Source organism: Sinorhizobium garamanticum (assembly GCF_029892065.1).
Taxonomy (GTDB): Bacteria; Pseudomonadota; Alphaproteobacteria; order Rhizobiales; family Rhizobiaceae; genus Sinorhizobium; species Sinorhizobium garamanticum.
Genome location: NZ_CP120374.1, coordinates 14,506 through 41,376, shown reverse-complemented (window position 1 = coordinate 41,376; position 26,871 = coordinate 14,506). Strand labels below are relative to the sequence as shown.

The 26,871-nt window shown below is 62.0% G+C and carries 26 protein-coding genes and 2 pseudogenes; 10 read left to right on the top strand and 18 right to left on the bottom strand.

From position 1 onward, the window contains the following. The first annotated feature begins 14 nt into the window (after positions 1–14). Together PZN02_RS20180 and PZN02_RS20175 are read left to right on the top strand one after the other, a co-directional pair. The gene (locus PZN02_RS20180; RefSeq protein WP_280662456.1) at positions 15–464 is read left to right on the top strand and encodes a DoxX family protein; all 450 of its coding nucleotides are present in this window, start codon (positions 15–17) and stop codon (positions 462–464) included. Then, complete coding sequence (locus PZN02_RS20175) at positions 461–2,068, top strand: MFS transporter (RefSeq protein ID WP_280662455.1); 1,608 nt, start codon at positions 461–463, stop codon at positions 2,066–2,068. Before PZN02_RS20180 ends, PZN02_RS20175 begins: the two co-directional genes overlap by 4 nt. 40 nt (positions 2,069–2,108) lie before the next feature. Here the strand turns inward: PZN02_RS20175 and PZN02_RS20170 are convergent. The 7 genes and pseudogenes from PZN02_RS20170 to PZN02_RS20140 form a co-directional block, all read right to left on the bottom strand. Continuing rightward, a pseudogene (locus PZN02_RS20170) lies at positions 2,109–2,231 on the bottom strand (IS481 family transposase); the annotation flags it as partial. A 2-nt stretch (positions 2,232–2,233) separates the two neighbouring features. Beyond that, positions 2,234–2,479: a hypothetical protein gene (locus PZN02_RS20165; RefSeq protein WP_280662454.1), complete on the bottom strand. Its 246-nt coding sequence runs from the start codon at positions 2,477–2,479 to the stop codon at positions 2,234–2,236. Positions 2,480–2,780: 301 nt separating this feature from the next. Then, a complete protein-coding gene (locus PZN02_RS20160) occupies positions 2,781–3,191 on the bottom strand; it encodes a c-type cytochrome (RefSeq protein ID WP_280662453.1) in 411 nt (136 codons plus the stop codon). Between the two features lie 73 nt (positions 3,192–3,264). Continuing rightward, on the bottom strand, positions 3,265–3,465 hold the full coding sequence (locus tag PZN02_RS20155; RefSeq protein WP_280662452.1) for a hypothetical protein: 201 nt from the start codon (positions 3,463–3,465) through the stop codon (positions 3,265–3,267). Positions 3,466–3,561: 96 nt separating this feature from the next. After that, positions 3,562–3,930 carry a hypothetical protein gene (locus PZN02_RS20150; RefSeq protein WP_280662451.1) on the bottom strand — a complete coding sequence of 123 codons (369 nt, stop codon included), beginning with the start codon at positions 3,928–3,930 and terminating at the stop codon, positions 3,562–3,564. A 198-nt stretch (positions 3,931–4,128) separates the two neighbouring features. Continuing rightward, positions 4,129–6,792: an ATP-binding protein gene (locus tag PZN02_RS20145; RefSeq protein WP_280662450.1), complete on the bottom strand. Its 2,664-nt coding sequence runs from the start codon at positions 6,790–6,792 to the stop codon at positions 4,129–4,131. 416 nt (positions 6,793–7,208) lie between these two features. Continuing rightward, positions 7,209–7,739, bottom strand: a complete 531-nt coding sequence (locus PZN02_RS20140) for a gluconokinase (protein WP_280662449.1) — start codon at positions 7,737–7,739, stop codon at positions 7,209–7,211. 289 nt (positions 7,740–8,028) lie between these two features. Between PZN02_RS20140 and gntR the strand changes: the two genes are divergently transcribed. Together gntR and PZN02_RS20130 are read left to right on the top strand one after the other, a co-directional pair. Next, a complete protein-coding gene (gene gntR / locus PZN02_RS20135) occupies positions 8,029–9,042 on the top strand; it encodes an HTH-type transcriptional regulator GntR (RefSeq protein WP_280662448.1) in 1,014 nt (337 codons plus the stop codon). Positions 9,043–9,247: 205 nt separating this feature from the next. Beyond that, positions 9,248–11,440 carry a copper-transporting P-type ATPase gene (locus tag PZN02_RS20130; RefSeq protein ID WP_280662447.1) on the top strand — a complete coding sequence of 731 codons (2,193 nt, stop codon included), beginning with the start codon at positions 9,248–9,250 and terminating at the stop codon, positions 11,438–11,440. Between the two features lie 73 nt (positions 11,441–11,513). Here the strand turns inward: PZN02_RS20130 and PZN02_RS20125 are convergent, their stop codons facing one another. Next, positions 11,514–13,067 (bottom strand): bifunctional aminoglycoside phosphotransferase/ATP-binding protein, encoded by a 1,554-nt coding sequence (locus tag PZN02_RS20125; RefSeq protein WP_280662446.1) that lies wholly within the window; start codon positions 13,065–13,067, stop codon positions 11,514–11,516. A gap of 239 nt (positions 13,068–13,306) precedes the next feature. Here PZN02_RS20125 and PZN02_RS20120 point away from each other — a divergent pair, with 239 nt between their 5' ends. The 3 genes and pseudogenes from PZN02_RS20120 to PZN02_RS20110 all read left to right on the top strand — a co-directional run. Further along, positions 13,307–14,140, top strand: a complete 834-nt coding sequence (locus tag PZN02_RS20120; RefSeq protein ID WP_280662445.1) for a universal stress protein — start codon at positions 13,307–13,309, stop codon at positions 14,138–14,140. Between the two features lie 325 nt (positions 14,141–14,465). Continuing rightward, positions 14,466–14,885, top strand: a complete 420-nt coding sequence (locus PZN02_RS20115) for a DUF3775 domain-containing protein (protein WP_280662444.1) — start codon at positions 14,466–14,468, stop codon at positions 14,883–14,885. A gap of 136 nt (positions 14,886–15,021) precedes the next feature. After that, positions 15,022–15,243: pseudogene (locus tag PZN02_RS20110) on the top strand (DUF1622 domain-containing protein); the annotation flags it as partial. A 104-nt stretch (positions 15,244–15,347) separates the two neighbouring features. On the opposite strand, the gene minE reads toward PZN02_RS20110, so the two are convergent. The 10 genes from minE to PZN02_RS20060 all read right to left on the bottom strand — a co-directional run bounded on the left by minE (position 15,348) and on the right by PZN02_RS20060 (position 23,416). After that, complete coding sequence (gene minE, locus PZN02_RS20105; RefSeq protein ID WP_280662443.1) at positions 15,348–15,611, bottom strand: cell division topological specificity factor MinE; 264 nt, start codon at positions 15,609–15,611, stop codon at positions 15,348–15,350. Then, positions 15,608–16,423 (bottom strand): septum site-determining protein MinD, encoded by an 816-nt coding sequence (minD, locus tag PZN02_RS20100; protein ID WP_280662442.1) that lies wholly within the window; start codon positions 16,421–16,423, stop codon positions 15,608–15,610. The genes minE and minD overlap by 4 nt, the downstream gene beginning before the upstream one ends. A 32-nt stretch (positions 16,424–16,455) precedes the next feature. Next, entirely contained in the window at positions 16,456–17,208 is a 753-nt protein-coding gene (gene minC / locus PZN02_RS20095) for a septum site-determining protein MinC (RefSeq protein WP_280662441.1), read from the bottom strand. A 524-nt stretch (positions 17,209–17,732) separates the two neighbouring features. After that, positions 17,733–18,983, bottom strand: coding sequence for an adenylate/guanylate cyclase domain-containing protein (locus PZN02_RS20090; RefSeq protein ID WP_280662440.1), 1,251 nt, complete (start codon positions 18,981–18,983; stop codon positions 17,733–17,735). Positions 18,984–19,065: 82 nt separating this feature from the next. Then, entirely contained in the window at positions 19,066–19,350 is a 285-nt protein-coding gene (locus PZN02_RS20085; RefSeq protein WP_280662439.1) for a copper-binding protein, read from the bottom strand. A 19-nt stretch (positions 19,351–19,369) separates the two neighbouring features. After that, entirely contained in the window at positions 19,370–19,849 is a 480-nt protein-coding gene (locus PZN02_RS20080) for a cupredoxin domain-containing protein (RefSeq protein WP_280662438.1), read from the bottom strand. A 39-nt stretch (positions 19,850–19,888) separates the two neighbouring features. Then, entirely contained in the window at positions 19,889–21,238 is a 1,350-nt protein-coding gene (locus PZN02_RS20075) for a multicopper oxidase family protein (RefSeq protein ID WP_280662437.1), read from the bottom strand. A 15-nt stretch (positions 21,239–21,253) separates the two neighbouring features. Continuing rightward, positions 21,254–22,717, bottom strand: a complete 1,464-nt coding sequence (locus tag PZN02_RS20070) for a TolC family protein (RefSeq protein WP_280662436.1) — start codon at positions 22,715–22,717, stop codon at positions 21,254–21,256. Next, positions 22,714–22,941 carry a hypothetical protein gene (locus PZN02_RS20065; protein ID WP_280662435.1) on the bottom strand — a complete coding sequence of 76 codons (228 nt, stop codon included), beginning with the start codon at positions 22,939–22,941 and terminating at the stop codon, positions 22,714–22,716. Before PZN02_RS20065 ends, PZN02_RS20070 begins: the two co-directional genes overlap by 4 nt. A gap of 94 nt (positions 22,942–23,035) precedes the next feature. Further along, entirely contained in the window at positions 23,036–23,416 is a 381-nt protein-coding gene (locus tag PZN02_RS20060; RefSeq protein WP_280662434.1) for a hypothetical protein, read from the bottom strand. 454 nt (positions 23,417–23,870) lie between these two features. On the opposite strand from PZN02_RS20060, the gene phnC reads away from it, so the two are divergent. The 3 genes from phnC to phnE all read left to right on the top strand — a co-directional run bounded on the left by phnC (position 23,871) and on the right by phnE (position 26,864). Next, positions 23,871–24,713, top strand: coding sequence for a phosphonate ABC transporter ATP-binding protein (gene phnC / locus PZN02_RS20055; RefSeq protein WP_280662433.1), 843 nt, complete (start codon positions 23,871–23,873; stop codon positions 24,711–24,713). Between the two features lie 90 nt (positions 24,714–24,803). Next, entirely contained in the window at positions 24,804–25,709 is a 906-nt protein-coding gene (gene phnD / locus PZN02_RS20050) for a phosphonate ABC transporter substrate-binding protein (RefSeq protein WP_280662432.1), read from the top strand. A gap of 192 nt (positions 25,710–25,901) precedes the next feature. Further along, positions 25,902–26,864, top strand: coding sequence for a phosphonate ABC transporter, permease protein PhnE (gene phnE / locus PZN02_RS20045; RefSeq protein WP_280662431.1), 963 nt, complete (start codon positions 25,902–25,904; stop codon positions 26,862–26,864). The last annotated feature ends 7 nt before the right edge of the window (positions 26,865–26,871 follow it).

Sequence of the window (26,871 nt, the reverse complement as noted above, 5' to 3'; positions counted from 1 at the left end):
GGAAGGACGCGGCGATGACATCGGCTTCCACGATCGAAAACCGGCTCGCGGCCCGCGTAAGGCCGCTGTTCGGCGCACCGGCCTTGCGGCTCGTGGCGCTGCTTGCCCTGTGCTCCGCCTATATCCAGGGGCCCTTGACGAAGATCTTCGACTTCGGCGGGGCGATTGCCGAGATGAACCATTTTGGTCTCTATCCGGCGCCCTTCTTCGCCATTGCCGTGATCGTCTTCGAACTCGCCGCCTCGGCCATGGTTCTGAGCGGTTTCTTCCGCTGGCTCGCAGCACTTGCACTTGCCGCCTTCACGTTGGCGGCGACTTTCGTCGCCTTGCGCTTCTGGGAGCTCGCCCCAGGACAGGAACGTCTCATGGCGACCAACGCCTTCTTCGAGCATCTGGGTCTCGCCGGCGCGTTCCTGATCGTTGCTTGGCAAGACCTCCATGAGCGGAGGTCCCATCAGCCATGACGGACGCGACGGCCCCTTCCAGCAGCTTCGCGCCGCTTCGCCAGAAGGTCTTTGCGACGCTCTGGATTGCGACCGTCATCGGCAATACCGGCAGCTTCATCCGCGATGTCGCGAGCGCGTGGCTAGTGACCGACCTTTCCCCGGCCCCCGCCGCCGTCGCAACGATCCAGGCGGCCGCCACGCTTCCGATCTTCCTCCTGGCTATTCCGGCGGGCGTGCTCTCGGACATTCTCGACCGCCGCAAATTTCTGATCGTCATTCAGCTTATGCTTGCCTGCGTCAGCGTCTGCCTCCTGCTTCTCTCAGCGACCGGCCTCCAGTCGGTAAGTTCACTGATTGCGTTGACCTTCGCGGGAGGTGTCGGGGCCGCGCTGATGGCCCCGACCTGGCAGGCGATCGTGCCCGAACTCGTCGAGAAGAAAGACGTCAAGAGCGCCGTCGCACTGAATTCGCTGGGTATCAATATCGCGCGGTCGATCGGACCGGCGGTCGGCGGGGTGCTGCTCGCCTGGTTCGGCGCCGCCGTGACCTACGGCGTCGATGTCATCAGCTATCTCTTCGTCATCAGTGCGCTCGTCTGGTGGAAACGCCCGCCGGAGAGCGCGGACGCGCTTTCGGAGAAATTCGCCGGGGCCTTCCGGGCCGGCCTGCGCTACGCCAAAGCCAGTCACGAGCTTCATGTCGTCTTGCTGCGGGCGGCCGCATTCTTCGCATTCTCGAGCGCGGTATGGGCCCTCCTGCCTCTCGTCGCCCGCAATCTCCTCGGCGGCGATGCCGGCTACTACGGCATTCTGCTCGGCGCGGTCGGCGCCGGTGCGATCGGTGGTGCCGTTCTGATGCCGAAGTTGCGCGCCCGCTTTGATGCGGACACGCTTCTTCTTGGCGCCGCAGGCGTCACGGCTGCGGTCATGGCGGGGCTCTCGTTCAAGCCCCCCCAATGGATGGCACCTGTTGTGCTTCTCGCCCTTGGCGCCGCCTGGATCACCGCCCTGACGACACTCAACGGCGCCGCGCAATCGATCCTGCCGAACTGGGTGCGTGGCCGTTCCCTAGCCGTCTACCTGACGGTGTTCAACGGTGCGATGACCGCCGGCAGCCTTATTTGGGGTGTTGTCGCCGAGGCGGCTGGTGTTCCGCTCACATTGTTGATCGGCGCCGCTGGCCTGTTCGCCGTCGGCCTTCTCTTCCATCCGCTCAAGCTTCCGAGAGGCGAGGCCGATCTTGTCGCTTCCAACCATTGGCCGGAGCCGCTCACGGCCGAGCCCGTCGAGAATGATCGAGGCCCGGTCATGATCCTCATCGAATATCGGGTCGCAAGAGCCGACAGGGATGGATTTCTCAATGCCATCCATCGCCTGTCGCAGGAGCGGCGGCGCGATGGCGCCTATAGCTGGGGTGTAACGGAAGATGCGGCTGATCCCGAACGGATCGTCGAATGGTTCATGGTGGAGTCCTGGGCCGAGCACCTCAGACAGCATCGGCGAGTCTCAAAGGCGGACGCCGATGTGCAGCAGGAGGTTCTGCGCTTTCAGCAGGGACCGGAGGCACCGGTCGTGCGCCACTTCCTCGCGGTCAACCGGCCACGCACCAATCGCCGCAGTTAGCGGTTAAAGGAATCAGGAAACTGTTACAGACACCGGGTGTGGTGAACTGGTTCCCGTTGTCGGTGAGCACGGTGTGGATCTTGTGCGGGACGGCTGCGATCAAGCGCAGCAGGAACTCGCGCGAGACAGCGGTGGTGGCCTTCTCGTGTAGTTCGACAAAGGCGACTAGAAGCCAAACCCGCCAGGCGCACCTTGGGAAACATTCGGGAACCAAATGCCTTCGGCACCACGCCAGCCGACAATCGGAATGTCGCACTTGCGATCGAACTTGCCGATGGGCGCCTGGCGAATGCAATTCTCTGCGGTCTTGAATTTGTGACCGGGAATCTGGATCGTTTTGTCTTCCGCATAGGTGACAGCGAACGATGAGAGGGCCAGCGCCGCAATGGCGGACAGGGTGCTCTTGGGCATACTGCGTCCCCCTCGTTTCAGCAAATGCTTATTTTACATCACGCCGGGGAGGTTGGCTTTTAGCCTTTCCGAGCTAGATCGGGCGGAGCATGATCGGCATTTACTCCTTAGCCGCCTTGTTAACCCTCTACGGCGGCCTCCGCGTCGTCTACTGCATGTTTCCTTAAATCGTACTCGATTTAAGGGCAAAAACATGCAGCAATTCAAAGTGCTACAGCGTCCTTTGCGCGTCTGATAAGACGCGCGGCGCTGTAGGACATCGCTAGACTAAGCGCGATGGCCGGAGAGCTTCGACGCGTTTCTACGGCTCCAATTTCTTAGGCCGCCCGCGACCAAGCGCGCCTTCGGCACGGGCTTGCAGATAGGCGTAGATGTCGTCGATATAGGGAGCGAAATTAGGATCGTCGCCAAAGCCTTTCATGACTGAGGTGCCGCCACTGCTCCGACCGTTGCGGACGACGCGCCTGAACTCCTCGATTTCGAGCGGCCGGTCGACGAGCGAGGAAGCAAAAGTCGAGCCTATTCCGTCGGGGCCGTGGCAATGGTTGCAGCCGGCATTATAACGCCGATAGCCGTTATAAGTCCGCGCATCCGCCTTGCCGCCGACGACTCTGTAGAATCTGTCGGCGGCTGCCCCCTCCGCGAACATTCCCCCGCCCGCAAAGCTAAAGAAAACGACAGCGAACAGAACCAGGTACTGCAATCGACGCATGTCCCGTTGCCTCGACAGAGCTTCACGGTGTGTCGACCGCGATGCGATTGGCTTTGGACCTGCGTAGAAGATCTCAAACCCTCAGGTCCGGCGAAAGCCTCCACCGCTGCACGAAACGACCGGGATGCTCGTCGATCCAACGCGCGACGAATGCCTGCGCCTGCATGAAGGCGACGCCTGGGTTCTCGGCCAAATCCCGAACGATCTCCTCGCGGACCTCGCAAGCCTCAGGCGTATTCGACAGGCAAACTAACATAATGAGCGTGTAGAGCATCGTTCCCCCCTCTTTCCGAAGCTCTCATGCTGGCAGTGTTAACACCCCGGATTGTCAGTGACCGCCCGAGGATTCCGTACCGATCAAAAGGATCCGTCACTCATCGAGTACGGCGCTGGTCGTCACGCTGTCGAGCAGAGTGGCGCCCGGCTCATTCACGAGAAGGACTTCGCCATCGCGTATGATCTCGAAGTCGACAGAAGGCTGGCCGATCTCTTGAGGCACGGATATCATCAGCCGCTGCCCCGGTCCGAGCGTAGATACGAAGCGGACCGGCTGCTCGTCTGCTCCCGAGGCCAAGGTCGCAACCACCCGGTAGCCATCCTTTTCGACCGTGTAATACACAGCGCCATTAAAGCGGCCGAGATGAATGCTGTGGCCACTCCCTGGCGCCAGGTCCGACGCCGCCGCCGCGCCCGTCATGACGAGCAAGGCCGTTGCAAATGCGATAGAATGTTTGGTCATGGTTGTCCCTCCTCCGCGAGCCATCAACTGCCCAATTCAAAGGACTGCATAGTCCTCTGGAGATCGTATAAGACGCGCAGTGCGGCTGATTGTCTGTTCCCATGGTGACACGCGCAGCCTATGCGCGGATGAGCTCAGGCAAAATCGGTGCGGTCCCCCAATTTCCCGCAGCCGATCCCCTAATTTTCGCGAGTGCGCCTATTGCAGATCGTTAGCCGACAGCAGCCACGGCTCGCTGCGCAGGCGCAGGAGCACTTCCATCCGGTTGGCGGCGTTGAATTTGCCGAGCACCGCGGAAACCTGATGCTCTATCGTGCGCGGCGAGCGCGACAGGCGCCGGGCGGCTTCCTTGTTGCTCATGCCTTCAGCCATCAGGGCAAGCACCTGTTGTTCGTGCCGCGTCAGGCCAAGGGGGTGACGGCGCGCTGCCCCGTAAGGCCCTCTGCGGGCTTTCGGCAGCTGACCTGCTACACCCAGGCGCTGCGCCTGCTTTCGCGCTAGCGCGGCGGCGGGACGCGCCTCCAACGACTCGAATATGGTCACGGCACGAGCCAATGCAGGCCCGGTCTCGGCTCCGCGAACCTGCATCAGGGCAAGCGCCGCTTCATAGGGAAGCCCCAAGCGTTCACATTCCTTTGCCGCCGCCAGCGGATTGCCGCAGAGTTCGGCAGAGCGCCGCAAAGGAATCCGCGCGGACGATGTCGGCAGCGGAACAGCCATACCGCATCGCTGCCACCAGACGGCCAGTTCGCCCAAATCCCAGGCACGGAAATTGTCGAGATCCATCGCGGCAAGGGCTGTTAGCTGTTCGTGGCTGGCACTCTGGTCTTCAGCGAGCCAGGCGGCTTCGGTCAACGCTATGCGGACTGGCACGATCCGTTGGAGCTCGCCAGTTGCCAGTCCTTCCTGGAGCGCCTGCTGAAGAAGGGCCAAGCTGCCGGGCTCGCCCAGTCGCACGCGCACCCTTCCGAGCACGGTGAGGGCCGGCAGATGCATGACCATCGCCAGCCGTTCCAGGTTCATGACGCCCTGCGCAATGGTCTCGGCTTCTCTGAAACGGCCCTGCTCCATGCGAAGCTGCGCCTGCCGCCCGAGCAGGTATTGCGCCGCCGAATCGAGATCGTGCTTGGTCGCGAGCGCAGTGCCTTCGGCCAGCAAGCGTTCAGCCAGGGTAAAATCATTGGACGCAACAGCGCACTCGGCGAAGTTGGTGTACGCCCGCACGGCATGATCGTGAAATCCGTGCTCAAGCGCCAGCGCCAAGCTTTCCTCCAGCCGCTCGCGACCGCCCGGACGGTCGGCGAAAAGGAGCGCGGTGCCGACATTGTTCAGGGCGTGGACGCGCGTTTCGACCTCGCCAAGCTGATCGGCGAGAGCGATCGCGCGCAAGCCCCAGTCTATCGCTTCATCGAAACGATAGTGCAGCATATGGAACTGAGAGCGCGTGCTGTAAGCCATTGCCAATTCCGGCCCGGGCGGCAGCTTTTCCATTTCGCGCACCGCCTGGTCTGCGTAATCCTCCGCTGGCTCGCCTTCGCCGCGGCGCCAGTGCAGCCGCGACAGCCGGCACAGGTTAGGACCGATCTTGTCGGTGCGCCCCAGTTCGCGCCAGATCTGGATAGCGCGATGGTGCGCCTCGATCACCGGTTCATAGACAAGCAGCGCCAGTCCTGCCTCGTAGGCCCAACCCTCGTAAAGCTGGGCGGCCTGCTCCGGTGTGGCTTGCGCAACGTACTTCAGGGCCGCCGCCAAATGCGACGCGGCCTCCCGATGGGCGCCTAGCCGCGCAGCATGAGCGGCGGCCTGTGGCGCAAGTTCGAGGACTCGTGCCCCGTCGTCGGCTCCGGCGGCGTGATGGACCCGGCGCGAAAGCAGGGCAGACGCATGCGCCGTCGGGAGCTGCGATATCGCCGCCTCCACTTTTGCATGGAGCGACCTCTGAAAGCTCGGTGGCAGCCGGTCGAGCGTCGCCTGCCGGGCAAGTTCATGCCTAAACATCAGGGCGCCCTGATTGTCTCGCTGCAACAAGCCGCGCGCCACGCACTGGTCCACCAGTGGTTCGGCCTCGGCACCCAATAGAGCCCGGACCAGCCACCGCTCCACGCTGCCCGGCACGATGCTGATCACCTCGAGCACTTCCCGCTCACCGGCCGTCAGCCGCGAGAGACGCGCCCAGACCGCATCGCGTATGGAATCCGGCACGCGCCCCGGTTCGATTTCGCCGCTTGCCAGAAGTTCGGTGATGAAAAAGGGATTGCCCTCCGTAACGCGATAAAGATCGGCGCCGCAGCGACCCGCCTGGTCCGCCAATACGGTCACGGCTTCGGGAGACAGCGGTTCCAACGCAATACGGGTGACCGATGCGGACGGCAGGTCGCCCACTACATGTGTCAGCGGATGATCGGCGCCGATCTCATCGCTGCGCAGGCTGAGCACGAGCACGGCGTGGAGCGAGGAGATGCGGCGGCCGAGATATTTCACAAGATCGAGCGTGGCGTTGTCGGCCCAATGAACATCCTCGAAGATGAGTACAATCGCTTCACCGGCGTGCTGGAGTGCATTCAGGAGTGCCGGAAATAGCCGCTCGGGCGGAGCCGCCTGATCGAGCAGTGCTGCTACACGGGGGTCAAGCAATTGCCTCATGTCCTGCAATGGCCCTAGCGGGCACGGCGTAAAAAGCGCCTCGCACCACCCCCATAGGACCCGGCAGCCGTTGTCCACATGCGCCGCGAACGCGCGCAGGAGGGAGGTCTTGCCAATTCCCGCCTCGCCTTCGAGCAGCACTGTACTCCCGCGTCCGGCCGCAGCACTCCGCGCCGCACCCAGCAAAGCCTCGAGTGGACCCTGTCGATCGAGCAACATCGCGACACCCCCTTGAGAGTATAACAAGAAGATCGACCCTACACGATAAGCTTTATTCGAGTTTAATGTCGTATTTCGACAATAATAAGGATGACTTTTCGAATTTCTCTCCGGAAAAACCGAGTAATCCCCTTGTGGTTGCTTGGCATCGACACTGAAACCGGAGCGCGCACAGAGTTGCGAACAGCGAATTTATTGCAGATCGTAAACCGCTAGGTTGCAACAGACACAGTATAGAATTGAACCGCGGGTTGAGAACGGCCTGCAAGCCTCGGATTTCTTCGTGCCGCCACGTCGGGCCGTATGTGATCACGCGGCCCGCAGATTCGCCAGCAGGATCAGACAACCACCGACATGTGGATGATGCGAAGCGCTATCTTTTTGCGGTGTGATTGAGTGATCGTTGCTTGCAACTTTCAGGCAGGATCCGTCCCGTCCGTTTCTTGCCACCATTGAACCGCCTGTTCCGCTAGCGCCTCGACCGGCAGACTTGCGTCCACGGCAAGCGTCAGCGGCTCCTGATAAGGCGGCTCGAGCGTCTGGTATTGGCTTTCGATCAGGCTTGCCGGCATGAAGTGCCCCGGACGCGTAGCAACGCGTTCCGCGGCCAGATCTCGATCCAGATCGAGGAAGACGAACCCAAGCCTTGGTTCCCCCTGCCGGAGCAGGTCGCGGTAGCTCTTCCTGAGCGCTGAACAGGTGAGGACTGGACGTTCCCCGGCAGCAATTACCGAGGCGACTTCTTCGCTGAGGCGGCAAAGCCAGCCGTGCCGATCTTCGTCGGTAAGGGGGACGCCGGCACCCATCTTGGCAATATTGGCGGCGGGATGAAAAGCATCGCCCTCGATCAAGCGGCCTTGGTAGAGAGCGGCGATGGCGGCGCCGACGCTGCTCTTTCCACAGCCCGAAACGCCCATCACGACGATACCTCGTATTTGCTCGGCCATATTTATCCTCCTCAAGATAGCGCTGTCTCATCCAGCTCAAAAAATACCTCCGTGCCGATCGGCACGGAGGTGACTGGAAATGAACGTCCGAAATCGCCGATGAACCTCCTACAGCGCCGCGCGCCTTTTCGGACGCGCAAAGGACGCTGTAGCACTTTGAATCGCTGCATGTTTTTACCCTTAGATCGGGCCCGATTTAAGGGTACATGCAGTAGCGGCGAGATCGCATTCCTCGTAAGGTAGCGCTGTCTTAACGAAGCGAATCCGTATTGGCAAGCATCAAAGTACCATGCGTAAAGAAGCCTCCCGCGCCACAGGCCGCCCGACCCTCGCCGAGGTTGCACGGCTTGCCGGCGTCTCGCAGATCACCGCCTCGCGCGCATTGCGCGACGTCCCGACGGTCGATCCGGTGCTGGCGTCGAAGGTGCGCGAAGCCTCGAAAGCGTTAGGCTATGTGCCAAACCCGGCCGCACGCACGCTGGCCTCGGCGCGCAGCCAATCAGTCGTCGTCCTTGTCCCCGCCCTCTCAAACCAGCTGTTCATCGAAACGCTCGAAGCCATTCACAATGTTCTTCGCCCGCGCGGCTATGATGTCCTTATCGGAAACTCCCACTATTCCCGGGAGGAGGAAGAGGAGCTCATCCGCAATTATCTTGCCATCCAGCCTTGCGGGATCCTGCTCACCGGCTTCGATCGCACGGACGCATCCCTGCGCATGCTCGAAGCAAACAAGATTCCCTGCGTCCACATGATGGAGCTCACGAAAGCGGAGGACGTCTATTCGGTTGGTTTCTCGCAGGAGGACGCCGGAGCTGTGGCAGCGCGGCATCTTCTGGCAAGGGGAAAGCGGCGCCTCGCCTATGTCGCTGCTCAACTCGACGCCCGCGTCATACAACGCGGCGAAGGGTTCAAGCGCGCACTCGCCGAAGCGGGCGTGGATGCACTGGAGCTGGCGGTGCCCGACCCCTCGTCCGTCGGGCTCGGCGGTGAGCTCTTCGACCGGTTGCTGCGGCGGCATTCGGATGTCGACGGCATTTTCTTTTGCAATGACGACCTGGCCCATGGCGCGATCTTTGAAGCCCAGCGGCAAGGAATATCCGTTCCTGGCCGTGTCGCTTTCGTCGGCTTCAATGACCTGCCAATGTCGGCCCATATCGTTCCGCGACTGACCTCGATCCACACCCCGCGAGAAGATGTCGGCAAACATGCAGCGCGCTTGATGCTGGCATTGCTTGCAAGCGCTGAAGTTCCCGACAGGATGATCGACCTGGGATTTGAACTTGTTGTTCGCGAGAGCAGCTGACGGCGGCTTGTGTCGACGCGAAGATCGCGTGCGTTGGCCTCACTACTGCTGTCGCGTATCATGCAGCATCCGGAATGATGTCCTGCAACAGCTCTCGGGATGTCCGGCGAACACTGCTACGCTGTGCGCCGAAGAGCTCCGACCTTCCGATCTAGGGGATCTGCGGCATGCTCCCGACGAACGTTCACCAACGGAGTCGTATCCAATGGGCGATCATAAGCATCACCACCATCACGGGCAGCAGGGCGCGACGAAGCCAAGCCGTGATGCAGGTCCTCAGGCGGAAGACGTCGTCTACACGTGCCCCATGCATCCGCAGGTGCGCCAGATCGGCCCGGGCAATTGCCCGATCTGCGGCATGGCGCTCGAACCGGAGGTAGCGACGGCAGAAACCGGCCCGGGCGCCGAACTCGTCGACATGAGGCGCCAGTTTTGGATCGGACTGGTGTTGACGATACCGGTGCTTGTTCTCGAGATGGGCGGTCATGTCGCCGATCTGCATATGCTGCTTGGGGCGCAGACATCGAACTGGCTGCAATTGCTCTTTGCCACGCCGGTGGTGCTGTGGGCAGGCGCGCCATTCTTCGCGCGGGCATGGCGGTCCGTCGTCAACCGACATCTCAACATGTTCACGCTGATCGCGATGGGAACCGGCGTTGCCTGGATCTACAGCGCGGTCGCAACCGCTGCGCCAGGCCGCTTCCCCGCGACCTTCAGCGGCGCGGATGGCTCGATTGCGGTCTACTTCGAGGCCGCCGCCGTCATTACGGTGCTTGTCCTTCTCGGGCAGGTGCTGGAGTTGCAGGCGCGCGAGCAGACGGGAGGCGCGATCCGCGCGCTTCTGGATCTCGCCCCGAAAACTGCCCGTCGCATCCGCGACGACGGCGGCGACGAGGACGTGCCGCTCGAAGCCGTTGTCGTCGGAGATCGGCTGCGGGTGCGGCCCGGCGAGAAGGTCCCGGTCGACGGCGTCCTCGTCGAGGGGCGCAGTTCGGTCGATGAATCAATGATTACCGGAGAATCGATGCCGGTTACCAAGGAGGTCGGCGCCAGCCTAATTGGCGGGACGATGAACCGCACAGGCGGGTTCGTCATGGAAGCGGGGAAGGTCGGGCGCGATACCATGCTGTCGCAGATCGTGCGCATGGTTGCGGATGCCCAGCGTTCGCGCGCTCCGATCCAGCGCCTTGCCGACGAGGTCTCCGGCTGGTTCGTGCCGGTCGTTATTGCAATTGCCGTGATTGCGTTTCTCACATGGATGGCGGTCGGACCAGAGCCGCGTTTTGCGCACGGGCTTGTCGCCGCAGTCGCCGTACTCATCATCGCGTGTCCCTGCGCTCTCGGCCTCGCCACCCCCATGTCGATCATGGTGGGCGTCGGACGGGGCGCCAGGCTCGGCGTGCTGATCAAGAACGCCGAGGCGTTGGAGCGCTTTCAGAAGGTCGAAACCCTCGTGGTCGACAAAACAGGAACCCTGACGGAGGGCAAACCCAAGGTGACGTCGATCGAGGTCGCGGACGGCTTCTCCGAGGCCGAATTGCTCCGTCTCGCCGCCACCCTGGAACGCGCGAGCGAACATCCGCTCGCGGCGGCGATCGTGGAAGCCGCCCATGAACGCGACTTGGACCTCGGCAAAGCGGAGGATTTCGATAGTCCGGTCGGCAAAGGCGTGACCGGCTCCGTCGACGGACGCAAGCTCGTCATCGGCAACCACCGCATAATGGTAGAGGAAAAGGTGGACGTTTCCTCCCTCAGCGAAAAGGCGGAAGCCTTGCGAGGTGAAGGGGCGACCGTGATCTTTGCCGCCGTCGATGGCCGCGTCGGCGGGCTTTTTGCCATCTCCGATCCGATCAAGTCGACCACACCCGCCGCCGTCGAGGCGCTGGTCAAGGAAGGTGTCCGGGTGGTCATGCTGACCGGAGACAACAACACCACGGCGCATGCGGTTGCCAGAAGGCTTGGCATCAAGGAAGTCGAGGCCGAAATCCTGCCGGACCACAAAAGCGAGATCGTCGCGCGATTGCGCCAGGAGGGCCGGATCGTTGCCATGGCCGGGGACGGGGTGAACGATGCCCCCGCCCTTGCCGCGGCCGATGTCGGCATTGCCATGGGGATCGGAACGGACGTTGCGATCGAGAGCGCCGGTGTGACGTTACTCAAAGGCGATCTTCAAGGCATCGCGCGAGCACGGCAGCTCAGCCATGCCACGATGAAGAACATCCGGCAAAATCTGTTCTTCGCCTTCATCTACAACGCCGCAGGCGTGCCAGTTGCCGCCGGCGTCCTTTATCCGGCTTTCGGGCTCCTTCTGTCACCGATCATCGCGGCCGCGGCCATGGCTCTCTCTTCCGTCAGCGTCATCGGTAACGCTCTGAGACTGAGGCATGCGCAGATATGAAATTGGAAAGAAACATCACGGTTTTTCAAAGCGTTAGACCATTTCATTGTTTCAAACGAAACAATGAAAAGGTCTAAGTTGTAGGTTGCGCCGGCGACCGTGCCACTTCCTGTTGAAGGTTCAAGATCTCCGAGGCGATTTGTTCGGCGCTGCGGGCGGCGTCGATCCGCCTCCAGCCCATCTCGCCGCTGTCGCGAGCCAGTTGCCCGGACAGAACGTCGAGGTTCGCATCCGAAGGCCCCCCGCTTCGGGAGGCAACGCGGCCACGCAAAAGCGCCGGCTCCGCATCCAGCCACACGGCGGTGAACGGGGTGCCGAGATCGCCTGCAAGCCTTTCCACCAGGTCGCGATTGTCCAGCCTGTCGAACACCGCATCGACAATCACACTGCCTCCTGCGGCCAGGAGCAAGCGGGCCCTCTCTGCCATTTGGCGATAGACCTTTTCCGATACCTCGGGACGGTAGGCCGAGCGCGGCAGTCTGGTTTCCGCGGAGACGCCATGCATGGCCTTTCTGACGCGATCACTTTCGACAATCCTGGCACCCGGCGGCGCACCCACCTGCGCAGCTAATGTCTCTGCCACGGTTGTCTTGCCGGATCCGCTCAATCCACCAATGGCGGTCAGCCGCGCTGGCATTGGCTCGATCAGCGAGCGGGCCAAGTCGAAGTAGGATCTCGCTTCGGCAACGAGTTTCGCCGAAGCCTCCCCGCTTTCTTCCACCTGTGTCGCGGTGACGTGCGCCCTGACGGCCGCGCGAATAGCCATCAGGTACGGCAGGAGCGTGAAACCGTCCTCGTCATCCGAATCGTCCAGGTATCGATTCATGACCAGGTTTGCGAGATCCGGGAAGCCGCGATGCCAAAGATCCATCAGGAGAAAGGCGAGGTCATAAAGTGTGTCGACCGTGGCGATCTGATCGTTGAACTCGATGCAATCGAACAACCGTGGCTCGCCCTCGAACAGGCAGATGTTACGCAGATGCAGATCGCCGTGGCAGCGCCTGACCTTTCCTGCCGCCTCGCGCCGATCGAGCAGTGCCGCATGGCGCGCGAGGCCCCTCTCGAATGCGAGAGTGAAGGCGGCGAGCTCGTCCGGTCGAAAGACCCGGCTCGTTGCAAAACCCGCGGCATTGATGCGGAGAACTCCGGCGATATTAGCAGCGCCTCCCCCCTCGTGGACGACCGGCGCCGCGCGATGAAAGCGTGCGATCATCTGCGCAGCCACAGTCATGAGCTCACGGGTCAACCTGCCCGCGACCGCCATTCGGTCGAAGAGCGAGCGCTGATCGAAACGCACCATTTCAACCACTGAGTCGACCAATTCCCCACGGCCGTCAAACGTCAGGGCGCCGTCCTTCTCGCGAGTTATTCGTCGAACGCCGAGATACAGCCGAGGCGCAGTCGCAGCGTTGAGCTCCACCTCCTTCCGGCAGGCATCGAGCCGCAGGCTCGCCGTCGAGAAATCGACATAGGGCAGCTTGACCGCGCGCTTCATCTTGAAGGCCCGCCCGCCGACGAGGAAGATGCGGGAAATATGCGTCTCCATCGTTTCGACCGGCTCGGTGGTGCCATGAGAAGCGGGAGCGCTGAGAAAAGCGACCGCCGCGGTCTGGTCTTCCGCTATCACGCATGCCTCCTGTTTTCTCCGACTGTGCCATCGAACGCCGTTTGGGGATCGTTCTCATTGATACCCGATCAACCAAAGCAGTCATCAAAGGAAACCCTCAACCGGCGGAAGCGTTTCACGAAGGAGCACGCCGCGCCCAGATCGCTCGGCTCATGCGGGTTGATACAGCTCAATGCAGGACGCGGTCACTCGCTTAGCCTGACGGCCGAAGCGCAACCACTCTTCAACGGAGAACGCTCATGCCCTTCAAGACAATTCTCACCGTCACAGGAGTCGACGGTTCAGACAGCGATCTGCAAACTGCAGCCGATCTTTGCAGCCAAGCGGGTGCACATCTTTTTGTCCTGGTCGTCGCCATGGCTCCGCCTCCGCCGATCGGAGAGTATGCCACCGCCTCCACAATATGGCTGGAACAACGCGATCGCGATCGCGAGCAGCTTGAAGCTTCCGCGAACCACGCGCGCGAAACGATGTCCCGCACGAATGTCTCTTTCCAGGTCGACGGCATCTACGCGGAAGGCGGGACGGCGGACCGGGAGATTGGCGACCGCGCACTCTATGCCGATCTGGTCTTGATTGGATCAAGCGTTCTGGGCCAAGCGGACCTGAAGCGGCAGGTGATCAACGGAAGCCTCTTTCAGGCAATGCGCCCAATCATGCTCATCCCGACCGGCAGCAAGCCGAGTCTTCGGCCGAAGACGGTCCTGCTTGCCTGGGACTCGCGCGCGGAAGCTGCACGCGCGGCGCGCGAGGCTCTCGAACTCATGACGAAGGCGACCTCGGTCCACGTGACCTTGGTCGACCCGGAGGCAGCTCCTGGGAAGAGCGGCGAGGAGCCCGGCGCCGATGTCGCCGCCTATCTCGCTCGCCACGGCATCAACGTAACGGTCGATCAGTTGCCGAGCGCCGGCCGTCCTGTCGCGAGCGTGCTGCAGCAGCATGCTGTCGACATTTCTGCCGACATGATCGTCATGGGGGCGTACGGGCATTCGCGTGTGCGCGAGCTGATCTTCGGCGGGGTCACGAAAACGATGCTCGACGATGCCGCCATCCCCATCTTGATGGCCCGTTGAGCGCCCCGCTGACGAGACTGGCGGAAACCAGACGGCCTACTGCATGTTTCCTTAAATCGTAGCCGATTTAGGGGCAAAAACATGCAGCAATTCAAAGTGCTACAGCGTCCTTTGCGCGTCTCAAAAGACGCGCGGCGCTGTAGCCAACCGTTCGCGGAACGGATCGAGGGAGGATCGACGCCGAACGGAAGACGGCAAGACGCGCCAAGATAGGTAAGGATCTGGTAAAGTTGCCGATATCGGACACCGAATGATACTTCTCGGATGGGGCACCGCCCCTCCGGACGGAGATCGCAACAGACGACGCCAATTGGAGGTTGCACCAATGAGCGAAGCTTGGGACCTGTCGATTTCACCCGAAAAAGTCTGCTATTTCATAGTCAAGGCCCGCGAATTCGACGTCAAGGATGCCGTGACGGACCCCGACCCGGCATCCAACGCATCCGACGACAACATGGCCTCGGTACTTGAGGATCAACCGGACGATCCTGTCGAGGCCGAACTTGCAAGCGCGATTTGGGCGCTCAACGAAGACGAGCAGATCGATCTGGTCGCTTTGACCTGGCTCGGCCGCGGCGACGGCAAGTTGGAAGACTGGGACGATATTCGTGCTCAGGCGACCGAGTCCCACAATAACCGGACCGCCGCCTACCTGCTCGGCATACCGTTGCTGGCGGACTACCTGGAAGAGGCGCTGGCGCAATTCGGCGAGTCCTGCCAGGACTACGAAATGGGGCGCCTCTGAGGTTCGCTGTGCGCTGTGACGAAGGCGAAGGCGTTGCTTGCGGAGGCAGATACCCACCGCTCGAAATCGGAAGGCGATTGATTTACGTCAATAATTACAATTATTTAACTGGGCGTTCATCGCCCTACTGGTCGCGCTGGGGCGCGGGATCCAGCTTGGTCTCGAACTCCTGATCGGCGCGGATATCATCGCGACCTTCACGTCGCCTCCCACGTGGGAGAGTTTCGGCTTACTGGGGTTGATTGTGCTGATACGAACCTTCTTGAGCTTCTCGCTCGCGGCAGAGATCGACGGCGAGTGGCCGTGGCAAAGGCAGCGGAGCAAGAAGGCGGCGAGTACCAGCGACGCGAACGATTAAGCGAAGGCCGTAGATTCCTTCGGCGAAGGCCCCTTGTAGAGCGGGTGTCCCGGCCGCTTCGTCGCCGCCGGCCGAGACTTCGATTAGATGTCGCGGCCGGTATATTAGGCCGCTCGTACAGCCGCGTTGAGCGGGATCTCGATATCGACCTCCAGGGTTGAGACCTGTTCACCGCGGTCCATCTTGACGCTCACCTTATCGCCGTCGACCTGGACGTGCTTGGCGATGACCGCGAGGATCTCTTCCCGGAGCACCGCCACGAGGTCCGAATGCCCGACGGACGCTCGCTCATGCGCGAGCAGGACCTGCAGACGCTCGCGCGCCGTCGGCGCCGATGTCTGTTTGCTGAAGAAACGGAATATGCTCATGCTGCCCTCCGACCGAATATCTTGCCGAACAGCCCGCGCTTTTCGCCGGGAATGATCATCGGTACCGTTTCGCCCGCGAGGCGGCGAGCGGCGTCGAGATAGGCGAGCGCCGGGGCGCTGCGGGCGTCGGCGAGTGTGACCGGCGCGCCGAGGTTGGAGGCGCGCAGAACATCCGTGCTCTCAGGGACGATGCCGAGCAGCGGGATCGACAGGATCTCGAGGACGTCATCGACCTTCAGCATGTCGCCTCGCTCGGCGCGAGCTGCGTCATAGCGCGTCAGGAGCAGATGTTTTTCCACCCGCTCGCCGCGCTCGGCTCTCTCGGTCTTGGCGTCGAGAAGGCCGATGATGCGATCCGAATCGCGGACCGAAGAGACTTCCGGGTTGGTGACGATGACGGCGACATCGGCGTGGCGCATGGCGAGCGTGGCACCGCGCTCGATTCCGGCCGGGCTGTCGCAGATGATCCAGTCGAAGTGCTTCTTCAACTCGGCCATCACCTTTTCGACGCCCTCGGCCGTCAGGCTGTCCTTGTCGCGGGTCTGCGATGCCGGCAGCAGGAAGAGCGTTTCGAGCCGCTTGTCGCGGATCAACGCCTGCGGCAGCTTGGCGTCGCCTTGTATGACATTGACCAGGTCGTAGACGACGCGCCGCTCCGCGCCCATGACCAGATCGAGATTGCGCAGGCCGACGTCAAAATCGACGACCACCGTCTTCTCGTTTCTCTGCGCCAATGCCGCACCGAGTGCGGCGGTAGACGTCGTCTTGCCGACGCCGCCTTTACCCGATGTAACCACGATTACTTTCGCCATCTTGCACTCCCGTTTCCCGGCCGGCAGCCGGCTCAGTTTAGTCTCTCTGCCATGATTGAATCGCCTTCGAGCCAGAGCTGCACCGCCTGCCCGCGAAGGTGTGGCGCCATGTCGTCGGCGGTCTTGTAGACACCGTCGATTGCCAGCAATTCTGCTTCAAGCTTACGGCAGAAGATGCGCGCCGAGGCATTGCCCACGGATCCTGCCAGCGCCCGTCCCCGCAGCGTACCGTAGATGTGAACCGAACCACCCGCGATGATTTCCGCGCCCGAGGCAACCGACCCGATGACGGTGACGTCACCCTCGGGAAAGATTACCGATTGCCCGGAACGGACGGGTTCCTTGATGATGATCGAAGGCATTGCCCTGACCACCTGCGGTTCGGGACGAGCGGCAGGTTCTGCCGGCTTGCCTTCACCGGATTTGGCCGATTCCGCGGCCTGCTCGGCCGACGGAACCTCGAAATCGGGAGCGGGCCGGCCGCCCTTCATGGCCGGGGGCATGCCCGGCTCGAACAGTGACGGACGCCCGCCTTCGATGCCCATGATGCGCACGTTGCGTTTCGCGAGCTCGCCGATCAGCGCCTTGAGTTGCGCCCGGTCGATCTCGACGTCTTCCACGTCGAGGACGACCGGCCTGCCCAGGAAAAACCCCGCCGAACGCGAGGCCAAGTCGTCGAGCCGGGTAAGCCATCCGTCGAGTGGCAGTTCCGGAGAAAGCACGAGCGCCAGGAATGAGCGGCCCTTGATACGGATCGAGCGAGTATCTGTTAGCACTTTGGTCATCTACATTAATTTTCGGTTGCTAAGATTTACGTGAACCGTGGTTAACAAAGGGTTAACCGAGGCACCCTGCATGAAGCTGGAGGGCCGGATTTGGCAGCCAAAAAACGCCCCCGAAGACGCAACGTCACGCGCGGCAAGAACGATGATTTGCCGGTGCTGCGGCGATCTCGGCGTGGGACGCGGTCAAGCCTGCGCCTAAGTCGGGCCGGCGATCACCTGGCACTCTTTCGTCCCCAAATTCGGTGCGCTTCGATTCGCTGCCCGCCATCCGCCGACGAATCGTCGGCGCTTTCAGCGCAAGTTCGCTCCCTGACCAGCGTTGGGACAAGCCTGCCTACGCTGAGTCGTCTGCGGCCACACCGCTGGATCTCTGGGGAACTGTCTGCGCAACGCCGCTATTGTAGTTCTGATCACTTGTCCCCGCCGCACTACAGCGCCGCGCGTCTAATCAGACGCGCAAAGGTCGCTGTAGTGCTTTGAGTTTCTGCATGATTTTGTCCTTAAATCGGTTCCGATTTAAGCGATCATGCACCAGGCTCCCGACGCAGATAAGAGAGATCGATAGGAAGCCGCCTCCCGGGCAGTGAAACGCCGCTCTTCGAAACCCACATGGCGGGCGGAACCGGCTCTCGGAGCCGCGCCAGCAGTTCTGAGGAGACCACAAGCGGGGCGTCGAGCGACTTGGCCAGTGTTTCAAGGCGTTGCGCCACGTTCACCGCATCGCCGATCACCGTGAACTCGCTGTGACAGCCGCTGTCGAGGACACCGCCGACGACAGTGCCATAGTGCAGCCCAATTGCAGCATCGAGAGCGGGATAGCCCTTCCGAACGGCGTGGTTCCTCCAGTCGTTCAGTGTTTCGACCAGGTCAAGCGCGCATGCGAGCGCCCGATCCGCATCGTCTTCCCTGGCCCGCGGCTGTCCGAAAACGGACATGACCCCGTCGCCGATGAACTTGTCCACCGTCCCACCATGATCGAAGATCGTTTGAGAGACGGGCTGGCGGTATTCCGCGAGCACGGATGCAAGCTCCCGGGCGGACGCGGTTTCGGCGAAGCTGGTGAAGTCGCGCAGGTCGACGAACATGATCGCCGCGTTTCGGCGCTCCAGGCCGAGGGTTTCGCCGCGCTCCTGCAATTCCGAAACGATGAAAGGCGAGAAAAAACGCGAGAGATTGAGGCCCCGCTGATCCGCCTTCAGTGCCTCTTTGCGCGTCCGGTCGTGATCCCGCGCAAGCAGGTATATCGCGAAGGCGGTGAATCCAAAGCTCACGGGTAGGCCAAGGTCCTGATTGAAGAAAGACGCGAGCAGCGACACGGCATCGGCCGTGTGATGCCTGACAGCCGTGATCGCCAGCATGGACACCCAGGTAACGAGCACGATGGCGGCGAAGACGAGCACCAGACGACGGTCGTGCTTCAGGCCGACGTGGACGAGCAGGATGAAAGCGACCACCAGGCTCGTGGTCGTCAGGTTGTGGTTCTCGGCGACCGGTCCGGCAATGATATGCGCGTAGGCGATCATCGTGACCAGCAGGGCGTCGAGAACGACAAACAGTGTCTTGAGCCAGGAGCGGCCGGGGATATATCGCGCGGCCGTGGCCGACGCGATGCTGATGATGAAATAGCTGACGACTACGACAACGTGCGTGCCCTCGTTCCCCTCGTTGCCGGCAAGCAGGAGGTTGGCGAGCAGGATAACGAAGGCAACGAACCGCAGGAGGATCGAGCGGATTTCTGTTGCGAAGTCCCATTCATGATGAAGCGAAGACGTCATATCGAAACGCGTGTGTTAGGCTTTTCGTGTCCGGCCGGAGGACGATAGGACGCGACCAAGTTACGGCCGCGTCCCTTCGTCTTTACTTGACTTCCGTAACGGTAAGCTTGCCGTCGACGCGCTCGGCGACGAACTCGATCTTCGCGCCTTCCTTCAGCTGCTCCAGGATGGCGTCGTCCCGGACGCGGAACACCATGGTCATCGCAGGCATGTCGAGGGATTTGAGTTCCTCATGGATCAGCGTGACCTTCTTGGCCTTTGCGTCGACCTTTTTGACGGTGCCCTTGGTGAACTCGGCGGCGAGAGCGCCGTAGGCGGTACCGAGAGCGAGAGCGGAGGCGAGGGTGAGTTTGATCAGCGTTCTCATATCAGACTCCTTCAATTGATTATTTTCCGAGGACTGTGACGTCGCCGTGCATGCCGGCGTCGTAGTGGCCGGGGACCAGGCAGGCGATCTTGAACATGCCGCCGTTGGTGAATTTCCAGATGACCTCGCCGGATTCGCCGGCGGCGAGGCGGATCGCGTTCGGATCGTCGTGCTCCATGTCGGGGAACTTCTCCATCACCGCCCTGTGCTCCATGATCTTGTCTTCCTGGTCGAGCACGAACTCGTGGTCGAGCTCGCCGGCGTTCCTGATCGCGAAGACAATGGTCTGGCCCTTGCGGACCTTGAAGGCCGACGGCGTGAAGATCATCTTGCCGTCGTCGGTCTCCTTCATCGTGACCCGGATCGTCTGGGTGGCATCGGCCTTGTTCCCGGGCTCGCCGACAGCCATGGCTTCGCCGTGCCCGCCTGCGTGATTGCCGGAGGCGAGCGCCGTGGTGGCGAGCGCGGCGACGAGAAGTCCGAAGATTGCAGCTTTCATTGTGTGGTCCTTGGGTTGGTTGAACATCGGCATGTGGGATCAACCGTGCTTGGAGTGTTTTGGCGTGATCCGGGTCTTCGCGTCCTTGGCCTTGGTCCAGTCGGGAAGCTCGCCCGTCCACTCCCAGGCCTGGGTTCCGGGTGGGTTTTCGTACCAGCCGGGGTCGGAATAATCGCCCGCCGAGATGCCCTCGCGCACCTTGACGACCGAGAACATGCCGCCCATTTCGATGGGGCCGTGCGGACCCCAGCCGGTCATCATCGGCACGGTGTTCTCGGGGATTTCCATTTCCATCTCGCCCATGTCGGCCATGCCTTTGGTCCCCATCGGCATGTATTCCGGCTGGAGCTTCTTGATCTTCTCGGCGACCTGCTTCTTGTCGACGCCAATGAAGGTCGGGATGTCATGCCCCATGGCGTTCATCGTGTGGTGCGACTTGTGGCAATGGATCGCCCAGTCGCCGACGTATTTGGCGTCGAACTCGTAGGCCCGCATCGCGCCGACCGGGATATCGATGCTGACTTCCGGCCAGCGGGCCTCCGGCCGCACCCAGCCGCCGTCGGTGCAGGTGACCTCGAAGTCGTAGCCGTGCATGTGGATCGGATGGTTGGTCATGGTGAGGTTGCCCACCCGCACGCGCACCCGGTCGTTCTTGCAAACGACGAGCGGGCTGATGTCGGGAAACACGCGGCTGTTCCAGCACCACATGTTGAAGTCGGTCATCTCCATGACGCGCGGCACATAGGAGCCGGGATCGATGTCATAGGCGTTGAGGAGGAAAACGAAGTCCCTGTCGACCGGCATGAACTTCGGATCCTTGGGATGCACGACGAAGAAGCCCATCATCCCCATCGCCATCTGCACCATCTCGTCGGAATGCGGGTGGTACATGAAGGTGCCCGACTTCACGAGGTCGAACTCGTAGACGAAGGTCTTGCCGACCGGGATGTGCGGCTGTGTCAGCCCGCCGACTCCATCCATGCCGGACGGCACGAGCATGCCGTGCCAATGCACCGTCGTATGCTCCGGCAGCTTGTTGGTGACGAAGATGCGCACCCGGTCGCCCTCGACCGCTTCGATCGTCGGACCCGGCGACTGGCCGTTATAGCCCCAGAGATAGGCGGTCATGCCTTCCGCCATTTCACGCTCGACCGGTTCGGCGACAAGATGGAATTCCTTGACGCCGTTGTTCATCCGGTAAGGCAGCGTCCAGCCGTTGAGGGTGACGACGGGATTGTAGTCGGGTCCGGACGTCGGCCTGACCGGGGTTTGCGTCTCCGCCGTCTCCATCACGGCTGCCTCGGGCAGGCCCATATTGGAGGTCTTCGCCCAGGCGGCGGTCGACACCAGTGCGGCGCTCGCGCCGAGTAACTGTCTTCTGTTAAACATTGCCTGTTCCTTTCCTCAGTGACCGCCACCGCCGTTTTCGGCGGCCGCCGCGATTTCCGTCTCGCCGGAGGCCGCTCTTGCGCCGCCGCCGTAGATCGCCGGGGCAAGATTGGCCTCGGCCAGCCAGAAGTCGCGCTTGGCATTGACCGCGAGCAGGATCGAATTGACCTTGTCGCGGCTGTCGGCGAGCAGTTCGAACGTGTTGGTGATCATCGCGTTGTAGGTAAGGAGGGATTCCTCCTCGATCTTCGTGCGCAGCGGCACAACGCTGTTCCGGTAGTGCCGGGCGATGTCGTAGTTGGCGCGGTACGCCTGGTAGGCGGCACGTGCCTCCGAGCGGACGTTGACGGCCTTCTCCGCGAGCAGGTTCGCCGACCGCATATAGGCGAGTTCCGCCTTGCGCATCCGGGCCTTGCCACTGTCGAAGATCGGGATGACGAACTCCAGTTCGGCCTGGCCGGTCGTTTCGGTCTCGACCTTGCCGTCCTCCTTCTCCCGTTCGGTCTCGAAGCCGGTCAGAAGTTCGAGGTCGGTAACGTAGCGGGTCGCTTCGGTCAGCTTGTAGGACTTGGCCGTCGCTTCGAGATCGAGCTTCGCCATCTGGAGATCGACGCGGCGCTGCAGCGCTTCCGCCTCGATCAGGTCGCGCTTCATCAATCCCGTCGGTAGGGGCGGCAGCCGGTTCGGCACCTCATAGTCGATGTCCGAGCCCCAGAGTCCCATCAGCCGCGTCAGTTCTTCCTTGGCGAGCCGAGCCTCCAGTCGCGCCTTGGCGGATTGTCCCGCCAGCTCGGCATAGAAGACGTGCTCGCGGGCCTGGGAGCCCTTGGTCATCGCCCCGGTCTCGCCGAGCTTCTGGGCGAGCTCCGAGGCGGCGCCGGCCGCTGCCTGCGCTTGGTTGAGCTGGCCGACTGTTTCCCAGGCGGCGACGGCGTTGATCCAGGCGCGACGGGTGTCAACGGCGAGTTGCAGCGTGCGCTGCGCCGCCTTCAACTGCGCCTGCCGGAAGCGGGTGTCGGCGATGGCGACGTTCCGTTCCCGCGTCGCGAGCGCCAGGATGTTGGAAGCGATCATGCCCTCGACCGACCTGAAGGCCTCGATTCCCGGCGCTCCGATGCCGTTGAAACCGATGGCGACGGTCGGATTGACCAGCATGCTCTGCTGCCACGCGTCGGCGGCCGAGTCGCCGAGGTCGGCATAAGCGGCCTGCAGACCCTTGTTGTTCAGAAGGGCGACCTGCACGGCCGTCTCGACGTCGACCGTCTTCCTCGCCATCAGCGTCTTCACCCGGTCGGAGACGGCGCGGGCCTGCTCCTGATTCTGCACCCAGACGGTGTGCTTGCCGGTGACCTCCGCCATCTTCGCCTCGACGGAGGAGAACCCGGCGTTCTTCGCCGCATACTCGCTGGCCGACACACAGCCGCCGAGCACCAGCGGAAGGCCGAGCACTGCAGCCAGTTTCAAGTTGCTTCTGATCATGGCGCGTCTCCTTCCGGAGCCTGCGCGTCATTCTGGTTGCGCCACGGTTTGGGATCGACCGGGACACGATGAGTGTAGCCCGAGACCGGGCTCGTATAACTGAGGGGGCGAACTCCTGCCTGGGAGGTAGCAAGATCGCCCGAAACAATGACATCGGGAGGCAATGTGGCAGCGCATCCACTGGCAAACAGCGGCAAGGCGGCCACGACAAACAAAGGTCGCATGGTTATATCCGAATGGGAACTGCAACGGCGCTTGAGCGCAAAACACGCGCTCGCAGACGCACGGATTCGACCCGCGAGGACGGGTGCGTCCTATTCAGATATTCGGGGGGCGGTGCAGCGGCGGCAGTTCGCCTGTGGCCTGGGCGTCGTCTACGAACTCGCGGATCGAAGCCACACGCGGGCCGCCGACCGCGTCAGCGTCGGCAACAATGGCCATGCTGACGCAGAAGCCCTGGCAGCAGTCGGTCTTCGCCAGCTTCTCGGCGTCGTCCGGGGAGGACTGGTCGCGATCGCCGTGCATATGGTCGCCACTCGCGACCTCGTGGTGGTCGCTCGACTGGGAGAGCTCGAGATCGGACCACGCCCCATGCATGGCGGCGGAAGCGGTCGGCAGAGAGTATCCCGCCAGTGATACGACAATCACCAAGCGGATCAGAATCAGCATCTTCTGCAATGTGATTCGAAACATACCCATGCCTCGCAGGACTAGCATCGGTCCCGAAGTTGTCAATTGTCAGTTCGTATAGATACCGCGGCGAGCCCAGCCGCGCCGTCGATGTGATGCTGGATATCGGTGTAATGGTTCCAACGATGGTAAGGTCAAGCGGGAAAATGCAGCGCAGTAAGAGGCCGATTTTTGGGAACCAACGCTGATCGCTCAGGGGCAAGGACACGCGCCGTCGACCGCGCGTGGAGGGGCACCCATTGAAGATCACCAGCCAACATTCGTGATCTGGAACGAGGCGCGCGGTCTCGGGCCGGCGGAGCGATGGCTTGTGGATCGGTTCAGGTTGGTGAGAAGGGCCACGCCGGCTCGCGGCTGTGAACTGTTACAGAAACGACAAGAAACTGACATTTGGCGTTCATCTGGCGCGGCTATGGCAGGTGTCATACCGATGACCGGTCCCCCTAAAAAGGAACTGCTGCCAATGTTTCAGTTGAAGAATGTAACCCGCCGGTTTGGCACGAAACCAGCCGTCAGCTCGGTTACCTTCGACATCCCGCAGGGCCAGATGGTCGGCATTATCGGCCGCTCGGGTGCCGGCAAGTCGACGCTGCTGCGCATGATCAATCGGCTGGTCGATCTCTCGTCCGGCTCGATCGAATTCGCAGGCACGGAAGTCTCCTCGCTCCGCGGTGCGGCGCTGCGCAACTGGCAACGCGATTGCGCGATGATCTTCCAGCAGTTCAACCTCGTGCCGCGGCTCGACGTCTTGACCAACGTCCTGCTCGGCCGCCTCAACCATCGCTCGACCGCACTCAGCATCCTCAACATGTTTACGCGCGAGGAGCGGATCATGGCGATTGGCGCACTCGAACGCCTTGGCATCGAGCAGACGGCGTTGCAGCCGGCCGGCACGCTTTCCGGCGGCCAGCAGCAGCGCGTCGCGATCGCCCGCGCCCTGATGCAGCAGCCGAAGGTGCTCCTGGCCGATGAGCCGATCGCCTCGCTCGACCCGCTCAATGCCAAGATCGTCATGGATGCGCTGCGCGACATCAACGAGCGCGACGGCATCACCGTCATCACCAACCTGCACACCCTCGATACCGCGCGAAACTATTGCGAGCGGATCATCGGCATGGCGCATGGGCGCGTCGTCTTCGACGGACAACCGAAGGATCTGACAGCCGCAGCCGTCGCCGCGATCTACGGTGCGGACACGGCCATTGAAGAATCGATGACCTCGACAAGCATCAACATTCCCGCGGCAGCCCCGCAGGAACAAACAGCATCGGCCGGCTTCAAGCCGCTGGCACTGGCCGGCCACTGAGGCACGCCAGGATCGAAGGCCCGCGTCAAGGGCACCTCTTTGAAACCGACACGGATCCGGCGCGGGCCGGAAAAACGGGAGACGAACCTCATGTTGAAGAAAGCTCTTTTGGGCGCTGTTGCGCTCCTCGCCCTCGTCGGCCAGGCCCAGGCCGAAGACCTCAAGGAATTCCGCATTGGCATCCTTGGCGGCGAAAACGAAGCCGACCGCCTGCGCAACTTCCAGTGCCTGGTCGACAAGCTCCCGGCTGCTATCGGCGTCGAAAAAGTCTCGCTGTTCCCGGCCGCCGACTATGACGGCGTCATCCAGGGCCTGCTCGGCGGTACGCTCGACTACGCCGAACTCGGCGCTTCCGGCTATGCCAAGATCTACCTCGCCAAGGCAGACGCCGTCGAGCCGATCCTGACAACGGTCCAGACCGACGGTTCCACCGGCTACCACTCGATCATGGTTGCCCGCAAGGACTCCGGCATCACCAAGCTCGAAGACCTCAAGGGCAAGAAGCTCGGCTTCGCCGATCCGGACTCGACCTCCGGCTATCTCGTCCCGCTCGTCACGCTTCCGGAAGCGATCGGCGCGCCGGTCAAGGAATTCTTCGGTGAAACCGGCTTCGGCGGCGGCCACGAGAACCTCGTTCTCGAAGTCGTGAAGGGTACCTTCGATGCCGGCACAACCTTCGGTTCGGGCATCGGCGAATTCAAGGACGGCTACACCTCGGGCAACCTGCGCAAGATGGTCGACAAGGGCGTCCTCGACATGAACGACCTCGTCGAGCTCTGGAAGTCGCCGCTGATCCCGAACGGCCCGATCGTCGTGCGCACCTCGATGAACGACGACATGAAGGCGAAGTTCAAGCAGTTCATGATGGACCTGCCGAAAACCGATGCCGCTTGCTTCTCGGCCATCCAGGGCGGTGACTTCACAGGCTTCACCGAAGTCAATGCCGATTTCTACAAGCCGATCATCGACGCTCGCAAGGCAACGATCGGCGGCTGATCGCCAAGGCATCAGATACGCGCTGGCCATGTTGCAGCGCCGCACAGCGGCGCTGCAACGAGTTTGAGCTGCTGCATGATTTTATCCTTAGATCGAGTTCGACTTAGGAATCATGCAGTAGCGGCCAGCGTTTGATTGTCCGGGACTGCCACAAGCATCCATCTCAAGAGGCCGGCACGCGCCGGAAATCCCATGGCCACTTCCGTGCTTTCCCGGCAGCTCAGCGAGAGCGGCGCTCTGGTAGAGCGTCACTGGCAGGAGCTCAATGCCCGCCGCCGCCTTTATACCTTCCTGGGTCTGGCGCTCCTCGCTCTGACGCTGTTCGCCTCGCTCTGGTTCGCAAACGACTCGAATGCCGGCAAGTTCTTTGAGCGCCTGCCGCATTTCTTCGATTTCGTCGGCGATCTGGTCCCTCGCGACGCCATGGAAATCGTGCGTGCCATGTTCGACCTGCCGTCACCATATGACGACGGCAGCTTCAAGTACAACTATCCGGACGGCCGGCTTTATCTCACCGACAGCCTCTACATCCCGGAATATTTTCACAAGATGCTGGAGACGGTGAACATCGCCATCTTCTCGACAATGGTCGGCGTCTTCTTCGGCTTTATCCTCTCGTTCCTGGCTGCACGCAATCTCATGCCCAATCCCTGGATCAGGGGGCCGGTGCGCCGGTTGATGGAGATCCTGCGCGCCTTCCCCGAAGTGGTTATCGCCGGCTTCTTCCTGGCAATCCTCTCGCTTGGGCCCATTCCCGCGATCGCGGCGGTGTCGATCCACACGATCGGCGCGCTTGGCAAATTGTTCTTCGAGGTCGTCGAGAACGCCGACATGAAGCCTGAAGAGGGCTTGCGCGCCGCCGGCGCCAACTGGATCGAGCGGGTCTGGTTCGGCATCGTTCCGCAGGTTCTCCCGAATTTCACCAGTTATTTCCTGCTTCGCCTTGAGATCAATGTGCGCGCCTCGACGATCATAGGCGCGGTCGGCGGCGGCGGTATCGGCGAGTTGTTGCGCCTGTCGATCGGCCAAGGTCACGAGGCGAAGACGATCGCGATCGTGATTCTGTTGTTCACGACGATCTTCGCCGTCGACCAGTTTTCCGCATGGCTCCGCCGCCGCCTTGTCGGCGATCAGGCCTTCCAGCTTGCCCAGTAGGAGCGCA

Coding starts and splice junctions, on each gene's coding strand:
- PZN02_RS20180 (WP_280662456.1), top strand. CDS start 15: ATGACATCGGCTTCCACGATCGAAAACCGGCTCGCGGCCCGCGTAAGG.
- PZN02_RS20175 (WP_280662455.1), top strand. CDS start 461: ATGACGGACGCGACGGCCCCTTCCAGCAGCTTCGCGCCGCTTCGCCAG.
- PZN02_RS20165 (WP_280662454.1), bottom strand. CDS start 2,479: ATGCCCAAGAGCACCCTGTCCGCCATTGCGGCGCTGGCCCTCTCATCG.
- PZN02_RS20160 (WP_280662453.1), bottom strand. CDS start 3,191: ATGCGTCGATTGCAGTACCTGGTTCTGTTCGCTGTCGTTTTCTTTAGC.
- PZN02_RS20155 (WP_280662452.1), bottom strand. CDS start 3,465: ATGCTCTACACGCTCATTATGTTAGTTTGCCTGTCGAATACGCCTGAG.
- PZN02_RS20150 (WP_280662451.1), bottom strand. CDS start 3,930: ATGACCAAACATTCTATCGCATTTGCAACGGCCTTGCTCGTCATGACG.
- PZN02_RS20145 (WP_280662450.1), bottom strand. CDS start 6,792: ATGTTGCTCGATCGACAGGGTCCACTCGAGGCTTTGCTGGGTGCGGCG.
- PZN02_RS20140 (WP_280662449.1), bottom strand. CDS start 7,739: ATGGCCGAGCAAATACGAGGTATCGTCGTGATGGGCGTTTCGGGCTGT.
- gntR (WP_280662448.1), top strand. CDS start 8,029: ATGCGTAAAGAAGCCTCCCGCGCCACAGGCCGCCCGACCCTCGCCGAG.
- PZN02_RS20130 (WP_280662447.1), top strand. CDS start 9,248: ATGGGCGATCATAAGCATCACCACCATCACGGGCAGCAGGGCGCGACG.
- PZN02_RS20120 (WP_280662445.1), top strand. CDS start 13,307: ATGCCCTTCAAGACAATTCTCACCGTCACAGGAGTCGACGGTTCAGAC.
- PZN02_RS20115 (WP_280662444.1), top strand. CDS start 14,466: ATGAGCGAAGCTTGGGACCTGTCGATTTCACCCGAAAAAGTCTGCTAT.
- minE (WP_280662443.1), bottom strand. CDS start 15,611: ATGAGCATATTCCGTTTCTTCAGCAAACAGACATCGGCGCCGACGGCG.
- minD (WP_280662442.1), bottom strand. CDS start 16,423: ATGGCGAAAGTAATCGTGGTTACATCGGGTAAAGGCGGCGTCGGCAAG.
- minC (WP_280662441.1), bottom strand. CDS start 17,208: ATGACCAAAGTGCTAACAGATACTCGCTCGATCCGTATCAAGGGCCGC.
- PZN02_RS20090 (WP_280662440.1), bottom strand. CDS start 18,983: ATGACGTCTTCGCTTCATCATGAATGGGACTTCGCAACAGAAATCCGC.
- PZN02_RS20085 (WP_280662439.1), bottom strand. CDS start 19,350: ATGAGAACGCTGATCAAACTCACCCTCGCCTCCGCTCTCGCTCTCGGT.
- PZN02_RS20080 (WP_280662438.1), bottom strand. CDS start 19,849: ATGAAAGCTGCAATCTTCGGACTTCTCGTCGCCGCGCTCGCCACCACG.
- PZN02_RS20075 (WP_280662437.1), bottom strand. CDS start 21,238: ATGTTTAACAGAAGACAGTTACTCGGCGCGAGCGCCGCACTGGTGTCG.
- PZN02_RS20070 (WP_280662436.1), bottom strand. CDS start 22,717: ATGATCAGAAGCAACTTGAAACTGGCTGCAGTGCTCGGCCTTCCGCTG.
- PZN02_RS20065 (WP_280662435.1), bottom strand. CDS start 22,941: ATGCGACCTTTGTTTGTCGTGGCCGCCTTGCCGCTGTTTGCCAGTGGA.
- PZN02_RS20060 (WP_280662434.1), bottom strand. CDS start 23,416: ATGGGTATGTTTCGAATCACATTGCAGAAGATGCTGATTCTGATCCGC.
- phnC (WP_280662433.1), top strand. CDS start 23,871: ATGTTTCAGTTGAAGAATGTAACCCGCCGGTTTGGCACGAAACCAGCC.
- phnD (WP_280662432.1), top strand. CDS start 24,804: ATGTTGAAGAAAGCTCTTTTGGGCGCTGTTGCGCTCCTCGCCCTCGTC.
- phnE (WP_280662431.1), top strand. CDS start 25,902: ATGGCCACTTCCGTGCTTTCCCGGCAGCTCAGCGAGAGCGGCGCTCTG.